Genomic DNA, 14,651 nt, shown 5'->3' with positions numbered 1-14,651 from the left:
GGAAGCGCTCGATCGAGCGCGAAAGTCGAACAGGAAAGAACGAATAACGAATGTCGAGCAACTCCCCCGCCGGAACCAGGACACCTCGGGTACAGCGGCGTACCGCCCTGGCGCTCGCCGCTTCGATGACGGCCGCCGTGGCGATGACGGCGTGCTCCCACGACTCCACGGACAACCCAGCCCCTCCGCCACCGGGTGCGACACGGGTGAGCGCCGACCTGCAGAAGCTCATGAGTACCGCGCCGTGGTCGTCGGGCCAGTGGGGCCTGCAGGTCGCCGATCTGCAAACGGGGAAGGTCGTCCAATCCAAGGGCGCCGACTCCCAGTTCATGACCGGTTCGACGGCCAAGACCTTCGCGGTCAGCGCTGCGCTCGACGTCCTGGGTGACGACCACCGCTTCCGTACGCCCGTGGTGCACTCGGGTACGGTCTCCGCGGACGGTCGGCTCTCCGGCGACCTCATCCTGGTCGGGAGCGGCGATCTGGCACTCGGCGGGCGGACCACCCCGTCAGGCAGACTGGACGTCCCCGACTTCGACCACTACGACGCCAACGCCGTCCCCGGCATGGCGACCGTCACCGGAGAGGATCCGCTGGCGGGTGTCGACGAACTGGCCCGACAGGTCGCGGCCGGTGGAGTCCGCCACGTCGACGGCGACGTGGTGATCGACAACCGGCTCTGGGACCCGGTGTCGATCGGCGGGCTGCCGGTCACCCCGACCGTCGTCAACGACAACCTGATCGACGTGCTCATCACGCCGGGCGCACCCGGCGAGCCGGCCAAGGCCGACTGGCGCCCGAAGACGGCCGCCTTCGACGTCGACGCGCAGGTGACGACCACACCCGCCGGAACCAAGCCGACGGTGACGACCGAAAGCGTGAGCCCCGGTCACATCCGGGTCCGAGGCTCCGTCCCCGCGGACGCGAAGGCCCCCTTCGTGACGACCTACCAGGTCCCCGACCCGGCGGCGTTCGCCCGCACCGTCCTCATCGAGGCACTCGCCAGAAACGGCGTCAGCGTATCCGCCCCCGCGCTGGGAGCTAACCCCGACGGCAGGCTTCCACCGTCGGCGGAAGTGAACTCGCTGCCCGTATCGGCGGCCTACACCTCTCCGCCCTTCAAGGAGTACGCGAAGCTGATCAACAAGGTCAGCCACAATCTCGGGGCGAACCTCCTGCCACCGCTGATGGCGGCACACAACGGGCAACGAACCTACGCGGACGGCATGCGGATCGAGAAGGACTTCCTCACCCGCTCAGGTGTGGATCCGCATGCGGTGAGCCTCGTCGATGCCCAGGGCCTCCCCGACGACAAGGCGACACCGACCGCCCAGGTGGCGCTGCTGCGGCACCTGGCACGACAGGACGACTTCGACGTCTTCTACGACTCCATGCCGAGCATGGGCGTCGACGGTTCGCTCGCCGACGTCATCGAGCACACCGATCCCGCCGCAGGACACATCCGCGCGAAGACCGGCACCCTGGTCAGCTCCTACCAGGGCAAGCTGGCCCTCGGCACGAAGGCCCTCGCCGGCTACATCGACGCGAAGGACGGCCACCGCTACGCCTTCGCGATCTACGTGAACAACATCCCGGTGCCCAGCGACTCCGTGAGCGACGCCATCGACCTCGCACTCAAGGCCAACAAGCACCTGGGAGCGATGGCCGCCGCCATCTACCAGTCGCCCAAGGCGTGAAGGCCATCCCGACCCCCGGGCCGGGCGTCCTTGTCAGTGGCCACCCCTACGGTTCTCCCATGCGTGTTCAGCAGCCGTCGCACACGAAGGGCACTCCGATGGGCCAGGCAGAGGACGTCCGGGAGGCGTGGGCCCGGGTGGCCACATGGATCGAGCGGAACGACCCCGAGGTCTTCGCCACCCTCGGCGGTCCGGGGAACCAGGAGGCCATCGACCGGGCCGAACTCCACATGGGCCTGGAACTGCCGTCGCAGGTACGGCAGTGGCTCCTGGCGCACGACGTGGATGCCGACGAGCGCACCGATCGCCGGGAGACCCTGGTGCAGCGGGGGTGCGACGTGCCCCTGCCCGGCGGGTACCACCTCCTGCTCGGCCTGGAGGACATCCAGCGGGTCTACCTCCGGCAGCTGGCCTTGGAGAGGACGGACCCGCCGGAGGACCCCGACTACCCGCTCTGGCGCCAGGAGTGGCTGCCGATCGCCGCCGAGAGCGACGGCTTCTACGGGACGTTCCTGGACACGACCAACGGGACGATCGGAACGTGGGCCGAGGCGTCCATGCCGGAGGAAGGGGTGTACGCCTCGCTGTCCGCCTACTTCCACCAGGCGGCGGATCTACTGGAAGGCGTCAGCACCGGAGACTGGAGCGGCCCCGGCGCACCCGCCCGTCCCCTCAAGCACGACGAACCCCGCCCCGAGGACGAGGCGATACGCCGATGGGCCCACGCCCACGGCCTCATCGTGAACGACCGCGGACGGATCCCCGCATCCACCCGCGAGGCCTACGAGGCCTCAGGGGGTTCCGCAGGGACACCGCACTGACCGTCGGTCCTGCGAGACCGCCACCTCAAGGACGGCGGTGTCCGCCATGCCGTACTCGCCATCGCCCCCGCACCAGCCAACGCGGACACCGGCCGTGAAAGACGTTCCCTGTTCGAACACGAGACGGACGAACTAACACCCGTCCAGCAGAAATTCGCAGCTGTCGTTTGGAGTCTGGACCAAGACCTCCACCGACCCTCGGCTCTGCGCGGCGATCGTCGATCAGCCGACCCTCAACGGCACAACCATCGAGACCGGCACCGAGTCATACCGCCTCGCGCAGACCGGGGCAACGCAGCAGTCAGGGCAGCGAAAATCTCCCGGCCATCAACGCATTCCGTGGCAGGCTGGGGGCATGGCGCCCCTGGACGATCAAGAACTGAGCACCGCGATTCAGGATGCGGACTCGCCGGCCTGGTCCGTCCGCGGGGCGGCTGGGCGGCAGCTCGCGGGTTCGGACAGGACCGAGGAAGCGGCGGACGTCATCCACCGCCTTCTCCTGGACGCCCAGGACACTTGGGTCATCCAGGAAACGGCCGAGGCATTGCTCGAACGCAAAGACACCATCGGCCTGCGCCACGTCCTGCTGGCCTACAGCCAGGCGGGCAACTACGACTCGGTGGACCATCTCGGTGCTGCCCTGGACTGCAACCCCGAATGGATGACGACCGAAGGCGCGGACCGGCTGATCAAGCAGTACCGAGAGCTGGCAACGGACCCCGACGCCGGGGTCCGCAGCGAAGCCCAACAGATCCTGGCGAAGCTGCGGCCCCGCGAGGAATGGGCGCGCGACTCAGAGGCCGACTCCTGACCCTCCATCAATCAGGTTCGGCTGGGGCCGCACGAAGCCCGATGCCCACGCTTGCGCTTACACATCAGGCGGCCCTGCTCCATCACCGCATCCCGATGTCATACGGGGACGCGGACCCGCCGTGGTCGTCGTCGCGCCCCACGTCACACACGCACCTGGCATGAACTGCGCCAGGCTCCCGGCGCCGACCGGACTGCCGGTATCAACACGGAAGCCGCTCTCCGATGCGCCCCCTGCCCGGTACCACGTCACATCGAAGTTGTCCGGGGGAGGCCGGGGTGCGCCAGGCCTCCCCCGCCCTTATGCGGCGGGCCAGTTGTGGTGCGCCAGGCCGCCGAGGTTGAGCTTGCTGCTGGGGGCGTGCCACCGGCCGTAGCCGTAGGGGTCGCCGCGCTGGGACAGCAGGATCTTTCCGTCGGGGGTGCGGGCGATCACGTGGACGTCGACCACCGGCGGCGGGGTGGTTGTGCTGCTACTCATGCTCTCTCACTTCCCTGTGGGGTTTTGGTGTCCGGCGTGGTCGTGCTGGGTGAGGTCATGGCACTCCTGCCGTAGGGGTACGGGTGTCGTGGAGTCGGGGCTGCGCGTCGAGGGCGTCGTACGAGCTGGCTGGTGACGCGGAAGTACCGGTGCCCCCAGTGTCCGTGCTCGGTCTGCGGACGGGGCCAGCTCTCGGCGGATCACCCGAGCGGGTGACGGTGGAGGGGTCGGACGCCCTTCCGGGCGCGCTGTCGGCAGTCGCGCGGAACCAGCAGGGCCGGTCCCCTGCCAATGGGGCGGGGCGGCGGGATCAGGGGATCAGGGGATCAGGGGATCAGCAGAGCGAGTACCTGTTGCCGGAGGTCTTCGACGTCCCGTCGGCTGGGTGCCTCGATGGTGAGGCGCAGGACGGGGTAGACGTTGGAGGGGCGGAGGTTGAACCAAGTGGCGGGACCGTAGGTGACGGTCGGTCCGTCGAGGTGGTCTCCCTGGTGGGCAAAGTGGCCTTTCACGGTTTCGAGCGTGGCTTGGGGGTCGGGCACGGTCAGGTTGATCTCGCCGGAGGTCACGTACCTGGTGAACGGGCTCAGCAGGCGGGAGGCGGGCAGGGGTTGGTGTCCGAGGGCTGCGATGGTGTGGAGGGCGGCGAGGGGGCCGGAGTCGGCGTGCCAGAAGTCGCCGAAGTAGTAGTGTCCGCTGCTCTCCCCGCCGAGGGCGGCTCCGGTGGCGAGCATGGCGTGCTTGAGGTGGGAGTGGCCGACGCGGGATCGGATGAGTCGGCCGCCGTGTTCGTGGATCATCTCGCGGGTGCCGGCGGAGGTGAGGACGTCGTGGGCGATGGTGGCGCCGGGATGGTGGGTGAGGTAGCGGGTGGCGAGGAGGGCGCAGGGCGTCCAGGGTGAGCCACTGCTCACGGAGTCGGGCCGCGTGCTCGGTGAGCCAGGCCTTCGCTCCGGGGGTGGTACGGGCGGCGGCGATCTGGGCGCGGAAGCGGGCGAAGGGATTGTACGAGGGCAGGGTGAAGTCGGTGGGTGTCGGAAGACGGTGGAGATCGCGCAGGATCCTGGCAGCCTGCGCCGGGTTGGCGGGACCGCCGGCGCCGAGGTCTGACCAGAATGTGACGGGGCGTCCGGCAGCCGTAACGGGTGCGGGTCGGCGCGGTAGGGGGACGGGGATGTGGTTGCCGTACAGCCAGTAAGCGCCACGGATCTCGTTGAGTGCGCTGGTCTCGGTTCCGGGCTGGTGGATCCGGGCGACGATGCCGCCCGGCAGGCGCCAGATGCCGTTGTCCAGTGCGCGAATCAGCAGGGCACCGGTGGCGTCGATGCCGGTCTGAGCGCAAGCGTCCATCAGGGCCCGCTGTGTCGCCTCGCCGCTGAACGTGACGGTGGTGGCCATCAGGTGCTTCTCCTGATCGGGTGGTCGTCGGATGCATGGCCTGGGACCCACGCTGTGTCACAGGCGATCGGCGGCCGGACGCGGGACGCGGACGATCCGGCGTTGACCGCGGAGGATTTCCGCGCCCGGCGCGGTCGGGAGGAGCTCGACTCTGCGGGTGTCAGAAGTGCTCGGGAAGCCATGGTTCCTGGCCGCTGGTGGCCCGCACGAGCGTGGTCAGCGCCTTCTCGCAGCGGGTGCGGACACCGGACAGGCGGGCCGCGGCGGGGCTGCGGTAGCCGCCTGCGTACCAGACGGCGAACTGGCCTCGGGTGAACGCCACGGCGCCCTCGGTGCGCACCGGTGTGAGGTCGGCCGACCCCGCGCAGATCCGCAGCAGGTAGCGGTGGCTGGAGCCGGGCCGCTCGTCGCCGATCTCCACCGGGATCTCCAGGTCGAGGTCGGCCGGCCACCCGCGCAGCCGCAGGGCGGCCTGGACGTCGAGGATGCGCAGCATCCACGGGTGCCAGGCGTCGGCGACCGCCCGGTGGCGGTGGAGGTTGTGCAGCAGCAGCGGGTAGGGCGGCAGCGCGCCGCGCCGGAACTGCACGGTCTGGGCCCGGCTGTTGTGCCGGCCCAGGAAGGCCAGCATCGCGGCCGCGCAGTCCGGGTCGGAGGACCAGAAGTCGTGGACCACCAGCTCCATGCCGTGCCGGCCGCCGCGCTTGGTCGCGAGCGAGACCCAGCCTGCCACCGGTTCGCCGGGGCGGGTGAAGCGGTAGGTGGTCAGCGCGTTCTTCGCGGTCGTCCACGTCGACCACCAGTCGGGGCGCTGGACGGGGCCGTTCCACTGCCGGGCGAGTTCCTGCTGGAGGTCGAGGGCGTCCTTGGTGAGGCCGTGCTCGATGTCGAGGTCCCCGGCGGGGAAGGAGCGCTTGAGGTCGTCGGAGCTGACCGCCCAGCCGAACACCGGGACGGGAGCCTCCCAACCCATGCGGCGCGCGTAGCCGTTGGAGATCGTGGAGATGGTGGAGATCACGGCGCCGCGCTCGCGCAGGGGCCGCAGCCGCTCGTGGACCATGCGGGCCGCGAGGCGGGCGCCGCGTTCCTCCGGGGCCACGCTCCCGACGGCCAGGCACGCGGTGGGCACCGCGGTGCCGCCGAAGAACTGGGAGGTGAGGATGCCCAGGCCTCCCGCGACGACCCGGCCGGCGCGCACGGCGACACGGACGTCGGCGTGGCCGCGCAGGTGGGTGATGTCGCCGACCGGGTGACCGAAGGAGCGGGCGGCCAGCTCGTCGTACTCCTGGGTGAGGTCGTCGTCGGCCTGCACGAAGGCGATGTCGTCCTCCATGGCGGCGCCTCCTAGTAGTTGGCCGGGCCACGGACGGCGTCCGGGTCGGTGGGCACGAGGAAGGTCCGGGTGAAGGCGACGACCCGCTTGCCGTCCTGGTTGAGACCCAAGGTGCGGCAGGTCACGATGCCCTCGCCTGGGCGGCTCTCGGACAGGCGGCGGCCGATCACCTCGGTCTCGGCGTAGAGGGTGTCGCCGACGAAGACGGGGTTCTCGAAGCGCACGTCGTCCAGGCCGAGGTTGGCCGGGGTCAGGCCGCTGACCGCCCGCACCGTCATCCCGGCCACGTAGGTGAGCGTGACGCCACTGCACACCAGGATCCGGCCCCACGGGGTCTTGGCGGCGTAGTGGGCGTCCAGGTGGATCGGTGCGGTGTTCCCGGACAGCGAGGTGATCAGCGTGTTGTCGGTGTCGGTGATGGTGCGGCCGGGCCGGTGCTCGATGACGAGGCCTTCGGTGAGGTCGTGGTAGCCGGGGCCGACGACCTCGCGGATGCGGTGGGCGTCGATCTCGCGGTAGCCGGGCGGCAGGGAGGCGGTGCTCACCGGGACGACTCCTCTCGGGTGCCGGCCGCCTCCAGGACGGAGCGGGCCATGGTGAAGAACGGGCGGCCGACCATCTGGCCGCCGACGGAGGTGATGTTGTTGCCGCTGTCCTGGGCGGCGGCGACGACCGCGCGGGCGTGGGCGATCTCCTCCTGCGAGGGCGTGAACAGCTCGGTGATGACCGGGAGCTGCCCGGTGTGGATGGCGCCCTTGCCGTGGAAGCCGAGCGCCTTGGCGCGTTCGGCTTCCACCCGCAGGCCGTCCGGGTCGTCCATCTGGAAGTAGGGCGAGTCGATCGCGGCCAGGCCGGCGGAGGCCGCGCCGTCGGCGACGACGGAGCGGGCGTGGAGCATCGGCTCCCAGCCCATCCCGCAGCCGAGGGCGGCGGCGTAGTCCGCGGTGCCGAACACCAGCCCGGAGATCCTGGGCGCCCTCACGATCGAGGGGAGCTTCTCGATGGCGCGGGGCGTCTCGATCAGCGCGAACAGGAAGGGCCGGTAGTCGGCGGTGTCCAGGACGCCGGCCACCAGCTCGATGTCCCGCGCGGACTCGACCTTCGGCACGAGCACGACGGCGGGCTTGGCGCCCCAGCCGGACATGGCGGCCAGGTCCTTGATCCCGTCGAGGAGCACGGGGGCGTTCATCCGCACGCCGAGCAGGCACGGGCTCGTGGCCTGGTTGTCGAAGAACCGCTCGGCGATCGTGCGGGCGTGCTGCTTCTTGGCGGGGGCGACGGAGTCCTCGAGGTCGACCAGGGCGACGTGGGCGCCGCTGGTCTTCGCGGTGTCGTACCGGTTGACGGCCGGCGCCGGGACGCTGATCCAGGCCCAGGTGGACCGCAGGAGCAGAGTGCTCATGGCCGCGGTCACCGGCCCTGGCGCTTGGACGCGACCAGCTGCACGAGGCCGACGAGCGTGCGGGCGTCGGTGATCTCGTCCTCGGTGACCTTGGTGCCCAGGTTCTCCGAGAGCATCACGACCAGCTCGATGACGGACAGGGAGTCCAGGCCGATCGCCGCAAGGGTGGCGTCGGCGGCCAGCGCGTCGGGGTTGACCCGCAGCTCGCACACCAGGAGGTCTTCGAGGTCGGGGTCGATCACGGGGGCGGCGGGGTTCTCGTTCACGGTCTGCTCCTTCACGCGGCGGGCGGCTTGGGGGATGAGGTCTTCCTGACCGGCGATCACGTGGCGCCGGCCGAGTTCGTCGAACAGGTCGCCGGGGTCGACGCCCTCGGCGGCCGCGACCTTGAGGACGCGGTTCTTGAATCCGGAGAACACTCCGGCGCGGCCGCTCATCACGGCGACCGAGTCGGTGTAGGGCGGGGCGCTCATCAACCGGTGCTCGGCGACGTCGGCCGCGGCCAGGACCTTCTTCACGTCGATGCCGGTGGGGTGGCCCAGGCGTTCGAGGACGGCGACGAGGACTTCCAGCTGGGTGTTGCCGGCCCCGGCACCGAAACCCCGCGCGCAGGCGTCGATGATTCGGGCGCCGGCCTTCACGGCGGCGACCGAATTGGCGACGGCCATGCCGAGGTTGTTGTGCCCGTGGAAGATCACCGGCACGTCGACGGCCTCGGTGATCGCGGTGATCCGCGCCGCGACGTCCTCGGGCAGGAAGTACCCGGCGGAGTCGAAGATCCCCACCGCAGTCGCGCCGAAGCTGGCCATCAGGGCGCACTGCTCGGCGAGCCGGCCGGGGCTGGCCATGTGGCTCATCATCAGGACGCCCTGGCCTTCGCCTCCGTGTTCGGCGACGAAGCCGAGGTGGCGTTCGGTGACGTCGGCCTCGGTGCAGTGCGCGGCGATCCGGAACACCTGCGCGCCATGCCGCAACGCGCCGCGCAGGTCGTCGCTGGTGCCCCAGCCGGGGCCCATGAACACGCCCATCCGGGCGCGGGTCAGGGCCTCACGGACGGCGGCCAGCATCTGGGAGTCGGTGAGTTTGGCGCGGCCGATCTGGAGCGAGGAGGCGCCGAGACCGTTGCCGTGGCCGACCTCGACCACGGGCACGCCGGCCCGGTCGGCGGCCGCCGCGTAGTCGCGCAGCTGGTCGGCGTCGAGCTGGTGCCCGACGGCGTGGTGGCCGTCGCGCAGGGTCGGGTCGTGGACCAGCACGGCGGGCATGGACGTGGTCATGCTCGGGTTCCTTCCGTGAGCAGGGAGGTGGCGCGCAGGTCGGCCAGATGGATTGCCGCGGCGTTGATGATGTCGAGGTTCCCGGCGTGCTCGGGCAGGCGGCCGCCGCTCGCGGACACCTCGACGGTGACGCCGATGCTCTCGCGGGTCGCCTCGAAGTCGGTCACCCGGTAGCCGGGCGCGAACCGGCGTACCTGGGCGGCGGCCTCGACGAGGTCGCGCACCACGTGCGGGTCGACGTCCGGGGCCAGGACCGTCATGTGGACGCGGAACGGCGGCGGCGGCAGGGCGGGGGTGACGTTGACCATCACCTTCGCCTCCGGTGTCCCGGTGAAGGCGCGCACGGCGTCCTGCGTGGTCGCGATGTACTCGTCCAGGTTCAGGCGGGTCGCGCGCCCCGCGCTGCGGCTGGCGCCGGTGCACACCACCTCCACGTAGGCGGGCGTCCGGTGCCGGGCGAGGGCGTGCAGGACGGGGACGGCAGCCTGGCCACCGCAGCTGATCAGGCTGATGTGCCGGTCGGTCAGTGCCTGGGCACCGTTGACGGTGGGCACCGCCGGGGTGCCGCTGTTGTGCGGGGTGAGGTCGATGCACACGGCCCCGGTGGGCTCCAGCAGCCGCCAGTACTCGGCGTGGGAGTCGGCGTTGGACGCGTCGAAGACCAGGTCGAAGGTCTTCCCGGAGTCCAGCAGGGCCGCCGCGCCGCCGTCCGTGGTGGCAAGGCCCATCTCGGCGGCCCGCGCCAGCCCGATGCTCGGGCTGCGGCCGACGACGAGGCCGCAGTCCAGGTACGGAGACCGGTGGATCTTGTGCAGCAGGTCGACGCCGATGAGACCGGCCCCGAGGACGGCGACGTTCAGCACGGGGTGCTCGGACATGCTTCTCCCCAGAGGAGAACGAGGGTGGACGGGATCGCGGGCGTCACAACGCCCGGAAGCAGACCGGGGCAAGGCCGGCGCAGGAGGCGCTGACCGTCGTCGCGGCGGTGAGGGGGATGCTGGCGTGCACCGAGCCGGGCAGGACCACGTCCCCGGCGCGCAGGGCGCCTCCGAGGGTGGCCAGGCGCCGGGCGAGCCACAGCAGGGGGCGGAGCGGGTCCCCGAGGACGTCGCGGCCGGGGCCGGCCGCGGCGTGCTCGCCGTCGACGCGGACCTCGACGAGAGCGGCGCCGAGGTCCGGCAGGTCTTCGGCGGGCGACGCGGGCCCGAGAACGAAGCGGGCGGCGGAGGCGTTGTCGGCGACGCTGTCCTCGAGGCCGATCCGCCAGTCGCCGTAGCGGGTGTCGATGACCTCCAGGGCCAGGAACACCTCGGACACCGCGGCCTGGGCGGCGCCGAGGCCGATGTCGTCCCCGGTGAGGTCGGTGCCGAGCCGGAAGGCGATCTCCGCTTCGACGCGGGGGGCGATCAGCCGCGTGGTGGAGAGTCCGCCCCCACAGGCGACTTCCATGTCGGCGAGCAGGACGCCGGAGTCGGGCTCGCTGACGCCCATCTGCTGCTGCATGGCGACCGAGGTCAGGCCGATCTTGTGCCCGACCGGCCTGCCACCGGCGGCGGTCCGCAGGGCCGTGCCGTGCTGCTGGATGCGGTACGCCGTTTCCAGCGTCAGGCCAGGGAGCTGCCGGGCCATCGGGAAGGTCGGAAAAACGGAGAGCTCGGCGGCACGCAGTTCACGCGCCGCCGCCTCCTCCGTGGTGGTCGCGCTGGCCGGGCCGGGCTCACTCATCGGTCCTCCCGGACCGCTGGACGGCGTAGTGCTCCAGCAGGGGCGCCAGGTAGTCGACGTGCTCCCCGTCAAGCCGGGCCAGGTCGCCGGGACAGGCCAGCAGGGCGAGCTGGTCCAGCTCGGCGGCGCGGCCCTGCGCGACCTCGGCGTCTACCAGGGTGGCGTACCCGCCGAGGAGACCCTGCTCGGGCAGCGGCGGCGCGAGGTAGTGCACGCCGACGTTGCCGTGCTCCCCGACGGTGACCGCCAGTCGCACGAGCCCGTCCGGAGCCGTGTCGAAACCGACTTCCTCGGCGAGCTCCTTCGCGGCCTGGCGCCGCAGCTCGCCCTCGTCCAGGACCCGGTCCTGGAGCGGGGGTTCGACGTTGCCGCCCGGCAGCTGCCAGCGCCCCGGTGCGGCGGTCGAGGCGGACATCCGCCCGACGACGATCCGGCCGTCCTGAACGGGCTGGGCCACGGTCACGAACACCGACGAGACGAGCGGGGCGCCGGGCACCCGCCGCAACGCGAAGCGCCGGTAGGTGGTCCGCGCCCAGGACAGCCGCACCGCGGGACCGTCCGCTTCCAGGGCCGTGCACACCACGGCCGGACCGTCGAACAGCGAGGGCTGTGCGCTCACCGCCTTCTCCCAGACGCGGTCCACGGCCGCCTGGTGTTCGGCGGCCAGCGCGGGGACGGGGGCCTCTACGAGCAGGAGGGCGGCGGCGTCGAGGACCCGGACGGGCCGGACGCCGGCGGGGATGGTGGAGTAGGTGTTCAACTCGGTTTGTCCCTTCGGGTGTTCTGGGGCATCAAGGCCATGCTCCTGTCCAACATCGTTGCGGATCGGAAGGTGGTGGTGCCGGCCTCCTGAGGTGGTGACCGGCGGCCGGCACGGGTTTCGGTGAGCCGCGCGCTCGCGGCGACGTCGCGCAGTGGGTGCCCGGGGCTGCGCCAGAAGGTGACCGCGCGTCCGAGGGCGATCCGGACCTGGTCGTAGTCCGGGGCCACGGCGGCGACCCGGTGCTCGTGGAGCAGCCGGGCGCCGCGCAGCAGGGCCCCTGCCTCGTCCGCGTCGGCATCCACGAGGGCGAGCGCGTTCGAGGCGGGCAACCACCAGGTGTGGTGCGGGTGTTCGCCGACCAGCTCGGCCTGGGCGGGGTTGTCGCCGGTGTCGGCGCAGACCTGGGTCAGGGCCGCGTAGGCGGACGCGACCTCGTACCTGCGGCCCTCACTGGTGATCCTGGTCAGCGTTCTGGTGCGCGGTCCGACGCTCACGGCGCAGTCCTCCGGTACGAAGTCGATGGGCGGATGGGGTGGTTACGCCGCCGGTATCCGGTCGAGCTCCGACTGCCGACCGGGCCGCACACCAGCAGCGGACCGGTGCCGCCCAACCCGCACGGCGGCGCCGGTGCACCCCACCACGACCTGCGACTCGACCTGCCTACCCGCGACCGATGCGGGGACGGGCCGCGCCGCATCGGGCAGGTCGAGTTCGGCCCACACCACCTTGCCGTCCGGCCCCTCATCGACGCCGAACCGGTCGACCACCCCGGCCACCAGCAGCAGACCCCTGCCGCTGGTGGCACCCTCCCCCGCCTTCCGGGGCTCGGGCCTACCGGGCCCGGGGTCGGCGACGGACATCCGCAGCACCCCGGTCGGGGAGAGGCGCAGAGCGGCAGTCAGCTCCACGTCCGACCGGCCCCCGTCGCAGCCGTGCACCACGGCGTTGGCCGCGATCTCGGACATCACCAGCCGGGCGTCCTCCACCCGCTGATCGGTCAGACACAGGCCGAACATCGGCAGCTGCTTCGTGACCCAACGGCGAACGGCGCCGATCTGCGCCAGTTCCGCGGGGAACCTCATCGTGACGGTGTGTGGTCTCGGCTCCATGAGGGGCGCCTCACTCGCTCGGGTCGGGTGCCAGGGCATGTCGTACGGCCTGAAACGGCCTTGCTGATACAGGAAACCGTTCATGGTCGCTAGGAGTAAGGTGTTGGCGACCGTCCGCTGTTTAACGTGTTTAGCGGCACCGCCAGGGAGACCCCGATGGGGCGTACTCGTCAGCCCAACGAACAGTTGGGCCAGCTCATCCGTGAATCCGGTCGACCCAACGAAGCCCTCGCCCGGGCCCTGTGCGCGGTCGCGGCCGCCAACGACGACCCCGCGCGGCCGAGTCGATCATCCGTCACCCAGTGGGTCCGCTACGGCTGGACCCCGTCCGGCAACCTCCCGCAGTACCTCGCGGAAGTCCTCACCAGGTGGCTGAACCGGGACGTCACCCTGGCCGCGATGGGACTCGGCGAGGAGGAACCGGATCTTCGGGACTGGGACTTGGATACGCTGAAAGCCCTGGCGGCTCTTGGACGGATCGACGTTGACGTGGAACGCAGACAGCTCCTCCGCACCCTCCCGTACTCGCTCGGAGCATTGACCATCCCACCCAGCAGCTGGTGGGAGCACATGGCCCGCACCGGCAGCCGCGACACCAGCCGGCACCGCGCCGGCCAGGCCGATGTGGAGGCCGTGCGGGAGATGACCGGGCTGTTCTCCCAGCTCGACCAGCGCCGCGGCGGCGGACACGGCCGCACGGCGGTCGCCCAGTACCTCCTCACCGACGTCCACGACTTCCTCCGCGGCACCTTCGCCTCCGACCAGGTGCGACGCGACATGTTCTCCGCGGCCTCCGAACTCGCCTACCTGGCCGGATGGACGGCCTTCGACAACGGCGAGCACCCCACCGCCCAGCACTACTACACCGTCGCCGTGAAGCTGGCGGCCGAGGCCGACGATCCCGCCATGGCCGCCCACGTCCTGCGCGCCATGGCCCACCAGGCGGTCGACCTCGGAAAGCCGGGCCACGCCGTCAGGGTCTCGGAAGCCTCCATGTCCGGCGCCCGGTACGCACTGGCGAGCCCACGCGAGCGCTCCCTCCTCGGCGTCGTCCACGCCCGCGCACTCGCCGCCGCCGGACGCGCCCCCGAGGCGAACGCCGCGCTGCTCCAGGCCGAGCGTGACCTGTCCGCGGCCTCCCCCGGCGACGACGAACCGGCCCGGGTCTTCTTCTTCGGCGAGGCATCCCTGGCCCATGAAACGGCGTCGGCCCTGCGGGACATCGGCGACCTGAACGGCGCGGCCCGGGAGTTCGAGCGCAGCGTCGCGACCCGCAAGGCCTCCGCGTTCACCCGCACCCACGCCGTCACCCTCGGCCACCTCGGACTCGTGAAGGCCCAGCAGCACTCCGTCGAAGAAGCCTGCGCGATCTGGGCGCGATCGCTGGACGCGATGCAGAGCGTGCGCTCCGCCCGCACCCGCGACGTCGCCCTGCAGATCCGCGGAGCGCTGTCCGCCTACCGTGGCCGCAAGGTCCCGGTCATCAACGCCGTCGACCGGCGCGCCGCCGACTACCTGGCGGCCACCGCCTGACCCGCTGACCTGGCGCGGTCCGTTCACAGGAGGGGAAACACAGTGACCGAAGTCTTCACCGTGGAGGCACTCGGGTACGTGGTGGGGGGCCGCACCGAGCCCACCGACGACTACTGGGGAGGCACCCGCGCCGTCATCCGGCTCGACGGCGACCGCTTCCCACCGGAGGCCACGAAGGGGCTGGAGGCGTTCTCCCACCTCGATGTGATCTTCCGCTTCCACCTCACCGACCCGACCGACCTGAACTTCGGCGCCCGCCGCCCACGCGACAACCCGCAGTGGCCCGAGGTCGGCGTCTTCGG

Annotated in this window: 15 protein-coding genes and 4 pseudogenes; 7 read left to right on the top strand and 12 right to left on the bottom strand. The window is 71.3% G+C overall.

The annotated features are described in order from the left end of the window. Window positions 1–206 precede the first annotated feature (206 nt). The 5 genes and pseudogenes from dacB (at window position 207) to ACFWXO_RS34075 (ending at window position 3,329) form a co-directional block, all read left to right on the top strand. Window positions 207–1,697, top strand: a complete 1,491-nt coding sequence (gene dacB, locus ACFWXO_RS34095) for a D-alanyl-D-alanine carboxypeptidase/D-alanyl-D-alanine-endopeptidase (protein WP_380528836.1) — start codon at window positions 207–209, stop codon at window positions 1,695–1,697. 59 nt (window positions 1,698–1,756) lie between these two features. Next, window positions 1,757–2,281 (top strand): annotated as a pseudogene (locus ACFWXO_RS34090) (SMI1/KNR4 family protein); the annotation flags it as partial. Beyond that, window positions 2,255–2,518 (top strand): histone-like nucleoid-structuring protein Lsr2, encoded by a 264-nt coding sequence (locus ACFWXO_RS34085; protein WP_380528873.1) that lies wholly within the window; start codon window positions 2,255–2,257, stop codon window positions 2,516–2,518. The pseudogene ACFWXO_RS34090 and the gene ACFWXO_RS34085, both read left to right, overlap by 27 nt. Window positions 2,519–2,672: 154 nt before the next feature. Next, window positions 2,673–2,810: pseudogene (locus tag ACFWXO_RS34080) on the top strand (AAA family ATPase); the annotation flags it as partial. Between the two features lie 63 nt (window positions 2,811–2,873). Further along, window positions 2,874–3,329: a hypothetical protein gene (locus ACFWXO_RS34075; protein ID WP_380528834.1), complete on the top strand. Its 456-nt coding sequence runs from the start codon at window positions 2,874–2,876 to the stop codon at window positions 3,327–3,329. A 300-nt stretch (window positions 3,330–3,629) separates the two neighbouring features. On the opposite strand, the gene ACFWXO_RS34070 is transcribed toward ACFWXO_RS34075, so the two are convergent. From ACFWXO_RS34070 to ACFWXO_RS34015, 12 genes and pseudogenes are all read right to left on the bottom strand, one after another. Next, entirely contained in the window at window positions 3,630–3,809 is a 180-nt protein-coding gene (locus tag ACFWXO_RS34070) for a hypothetical protein (RefSeq protein ID WP_380528832.1), read from the bottom strand. 326 nt (window positions 3,810–4,135) lie between these two features. Beyond that, entirely contained in the window at window positions 4,136–4,723 is a 588-nt protein-coding gene (locus ACFWXO_RS34065; protein WP_380528830.1) for a hypothetical protein, read from the bottom strand. A gap of 644 nt (window positions 4,724–5,367) precedes the next feature. Beyond that, window positions 5,368–6,540 (bottom strand): enhanced intracellular survival protein Eis, encoded by a 1,173-nt coding sequence (gene eis / locus ACFWXO_RS34060; protein ID WP_380528829.1) that lies wholly within the window; start codon window positions 6,538–6,540, stop codon window positions 5,368–5,370. Window positions 6,541–6,551: 11 nt separating this feature from the next. Next, on the bottom strand, window positions 6,552–7,085 hold the full coding sequence (locus ACFWXO_RS34055) for a MaoC family dehydratase (RefSeq protein WP_380528828.1): 534 nt from the start codon (window positions 7,083–7,085) through the stop codon (window positions 6,552–6,554). Further along, on the bottom strand, window positions 7,082–7,942 hold the full coding sequence (locus ACFWXO_RS34050; protein WP_380528826.1) for an HpcH/HpaI aldolase/citrate lyase family protein: 861 nt from the start codon (window positions 7,940–7,942) through the stop codon (window positions 7,082–7,084). Before ACFWXO_RS34050 ends, ACFWXO_RS34055 begins: the two co-directional genes overlap by 4 nt. Before the next feature lie 8 nt (window positions 7,943–7,950). After that, window positions 7,951–8,154, bottom strand: coding sequence for an acyl carrier protein (locus tag ACFWXO_RS34045; protein ID WP_380528871.1), 204 nt, complete (start codon window positions 8,152–8,154; stop codon window positions 7,951–7,953). A gap of 63 nt (window positions 8,155–8,217) precedes the next feature. After that, window positions 8,218–9,207, bottom strand: a pseudogene (gene dmpG, locus ACFWXO_RS34040) (4-hydroxy-2-oxovalerate aldolase); the annotation flags it as partial. Window positions 9,208–9,215: 8 nt separating this feature from the next. After that, entirely contained in the window at window positions 9,216–10,097 is an 882-nt protein-coding gene (locus tag ACFWXO_RS34035) for an acetylating acetaldehyde dehydrogenase (protein WP_380528824.1), read from the bottom strand. A gap of 43 nt (window positions 10,098–10,140) precedes the next feature. Continuing rightward, on the bottom strand, window positions 10,141–10,944 hold the full coding sequence (locus ACFWXO_RS34030; RefSeq protein WP_380528822.1) for a 2-keto-4-pentenoate hydratase: 804 nt from the start codon (window positions 10,942–10,944) through the stop codon (window positions 10,141–10,143). Beyond that, the gene (locus ACFWXO_RS34025) at window positions 10,937–11,704 is read right to left on the bottom strand and encodes an NUDIX hydrolase (RefSeq protein WP_380528820.1); all 768 of its coding nucleotides are present in this window, start codon (window positions 11,702–11,704) and stop codon (window positions 10,937–10,939) included. Before ACFWXO_RS34025 ends, ACFWXO_RS34030 begins: the two co-directional genes overlap by 8 nt. After that, window positions 11,701–12,201, bottom strand: coding sequence for a hypothetical protein (locus ACFWXO_RS34020; protein ID WP_380528818.1), 501 nt, complete (start codon window positions 12,199–12,201; stop codon window positions 11,701–11,703). The genes ACFWXO_RS34025 and ACFWXO_RS34020 overlap by 4 nt, the downstream gene beginning before the upstream one ends. A 42-nt stretch (window positions 12,202–12,243) precedes the next feature. Further along, window positions 12,244–12,789, bottom strand: a complete 546-nt coding sequence (locus ACFWXO_RS34015) for an ATP-binding protein (RefSeq protein WP_380528816.1) — start codon at window positions 12,787–12,789, stop codon at window positions 12,244–12,246. 183 nt (window positions 12,790–12,972) lie between these two features. Between ACFWXO_RS34015 and ACFWXO_RS34010 the strand changes: the two genes are divergently transcribed. Beyond that, window positions 12,973–14,349, top strand: a complete 1,377-nt coding sequence (locus ACFWXO_RS34010) for a Tat pathway signal protein (RefSeq protein WP_380528815.1) — start codon at window positions 12,973–12,975, stop codon at window positions 14,347–14,349. Window positions 14,350–14,391: 42 nt separating this feature from the next. Beyond that, a pseudogene (locus tag ACFWXO_RS34005) lies at window positions 14,392–14,651 on the top strand (tRNA (N6-threonylcarbamoyladenosine(37)-N6)-methyltransferase TrmO); the annotation flags it as partial.

This window comes from Kitasatospora sp. NPDC059088 (assembly GCF_042738155.1).
Taxonomy (GTDB): Bacteria; Actinomycetota; Actinomycetes; order Streptomycetales; family Streptomycetaceae; genus Kitasatospora.
This window is presented reverse-complemented; position numbering and strand designations above follow the sequence as displayed.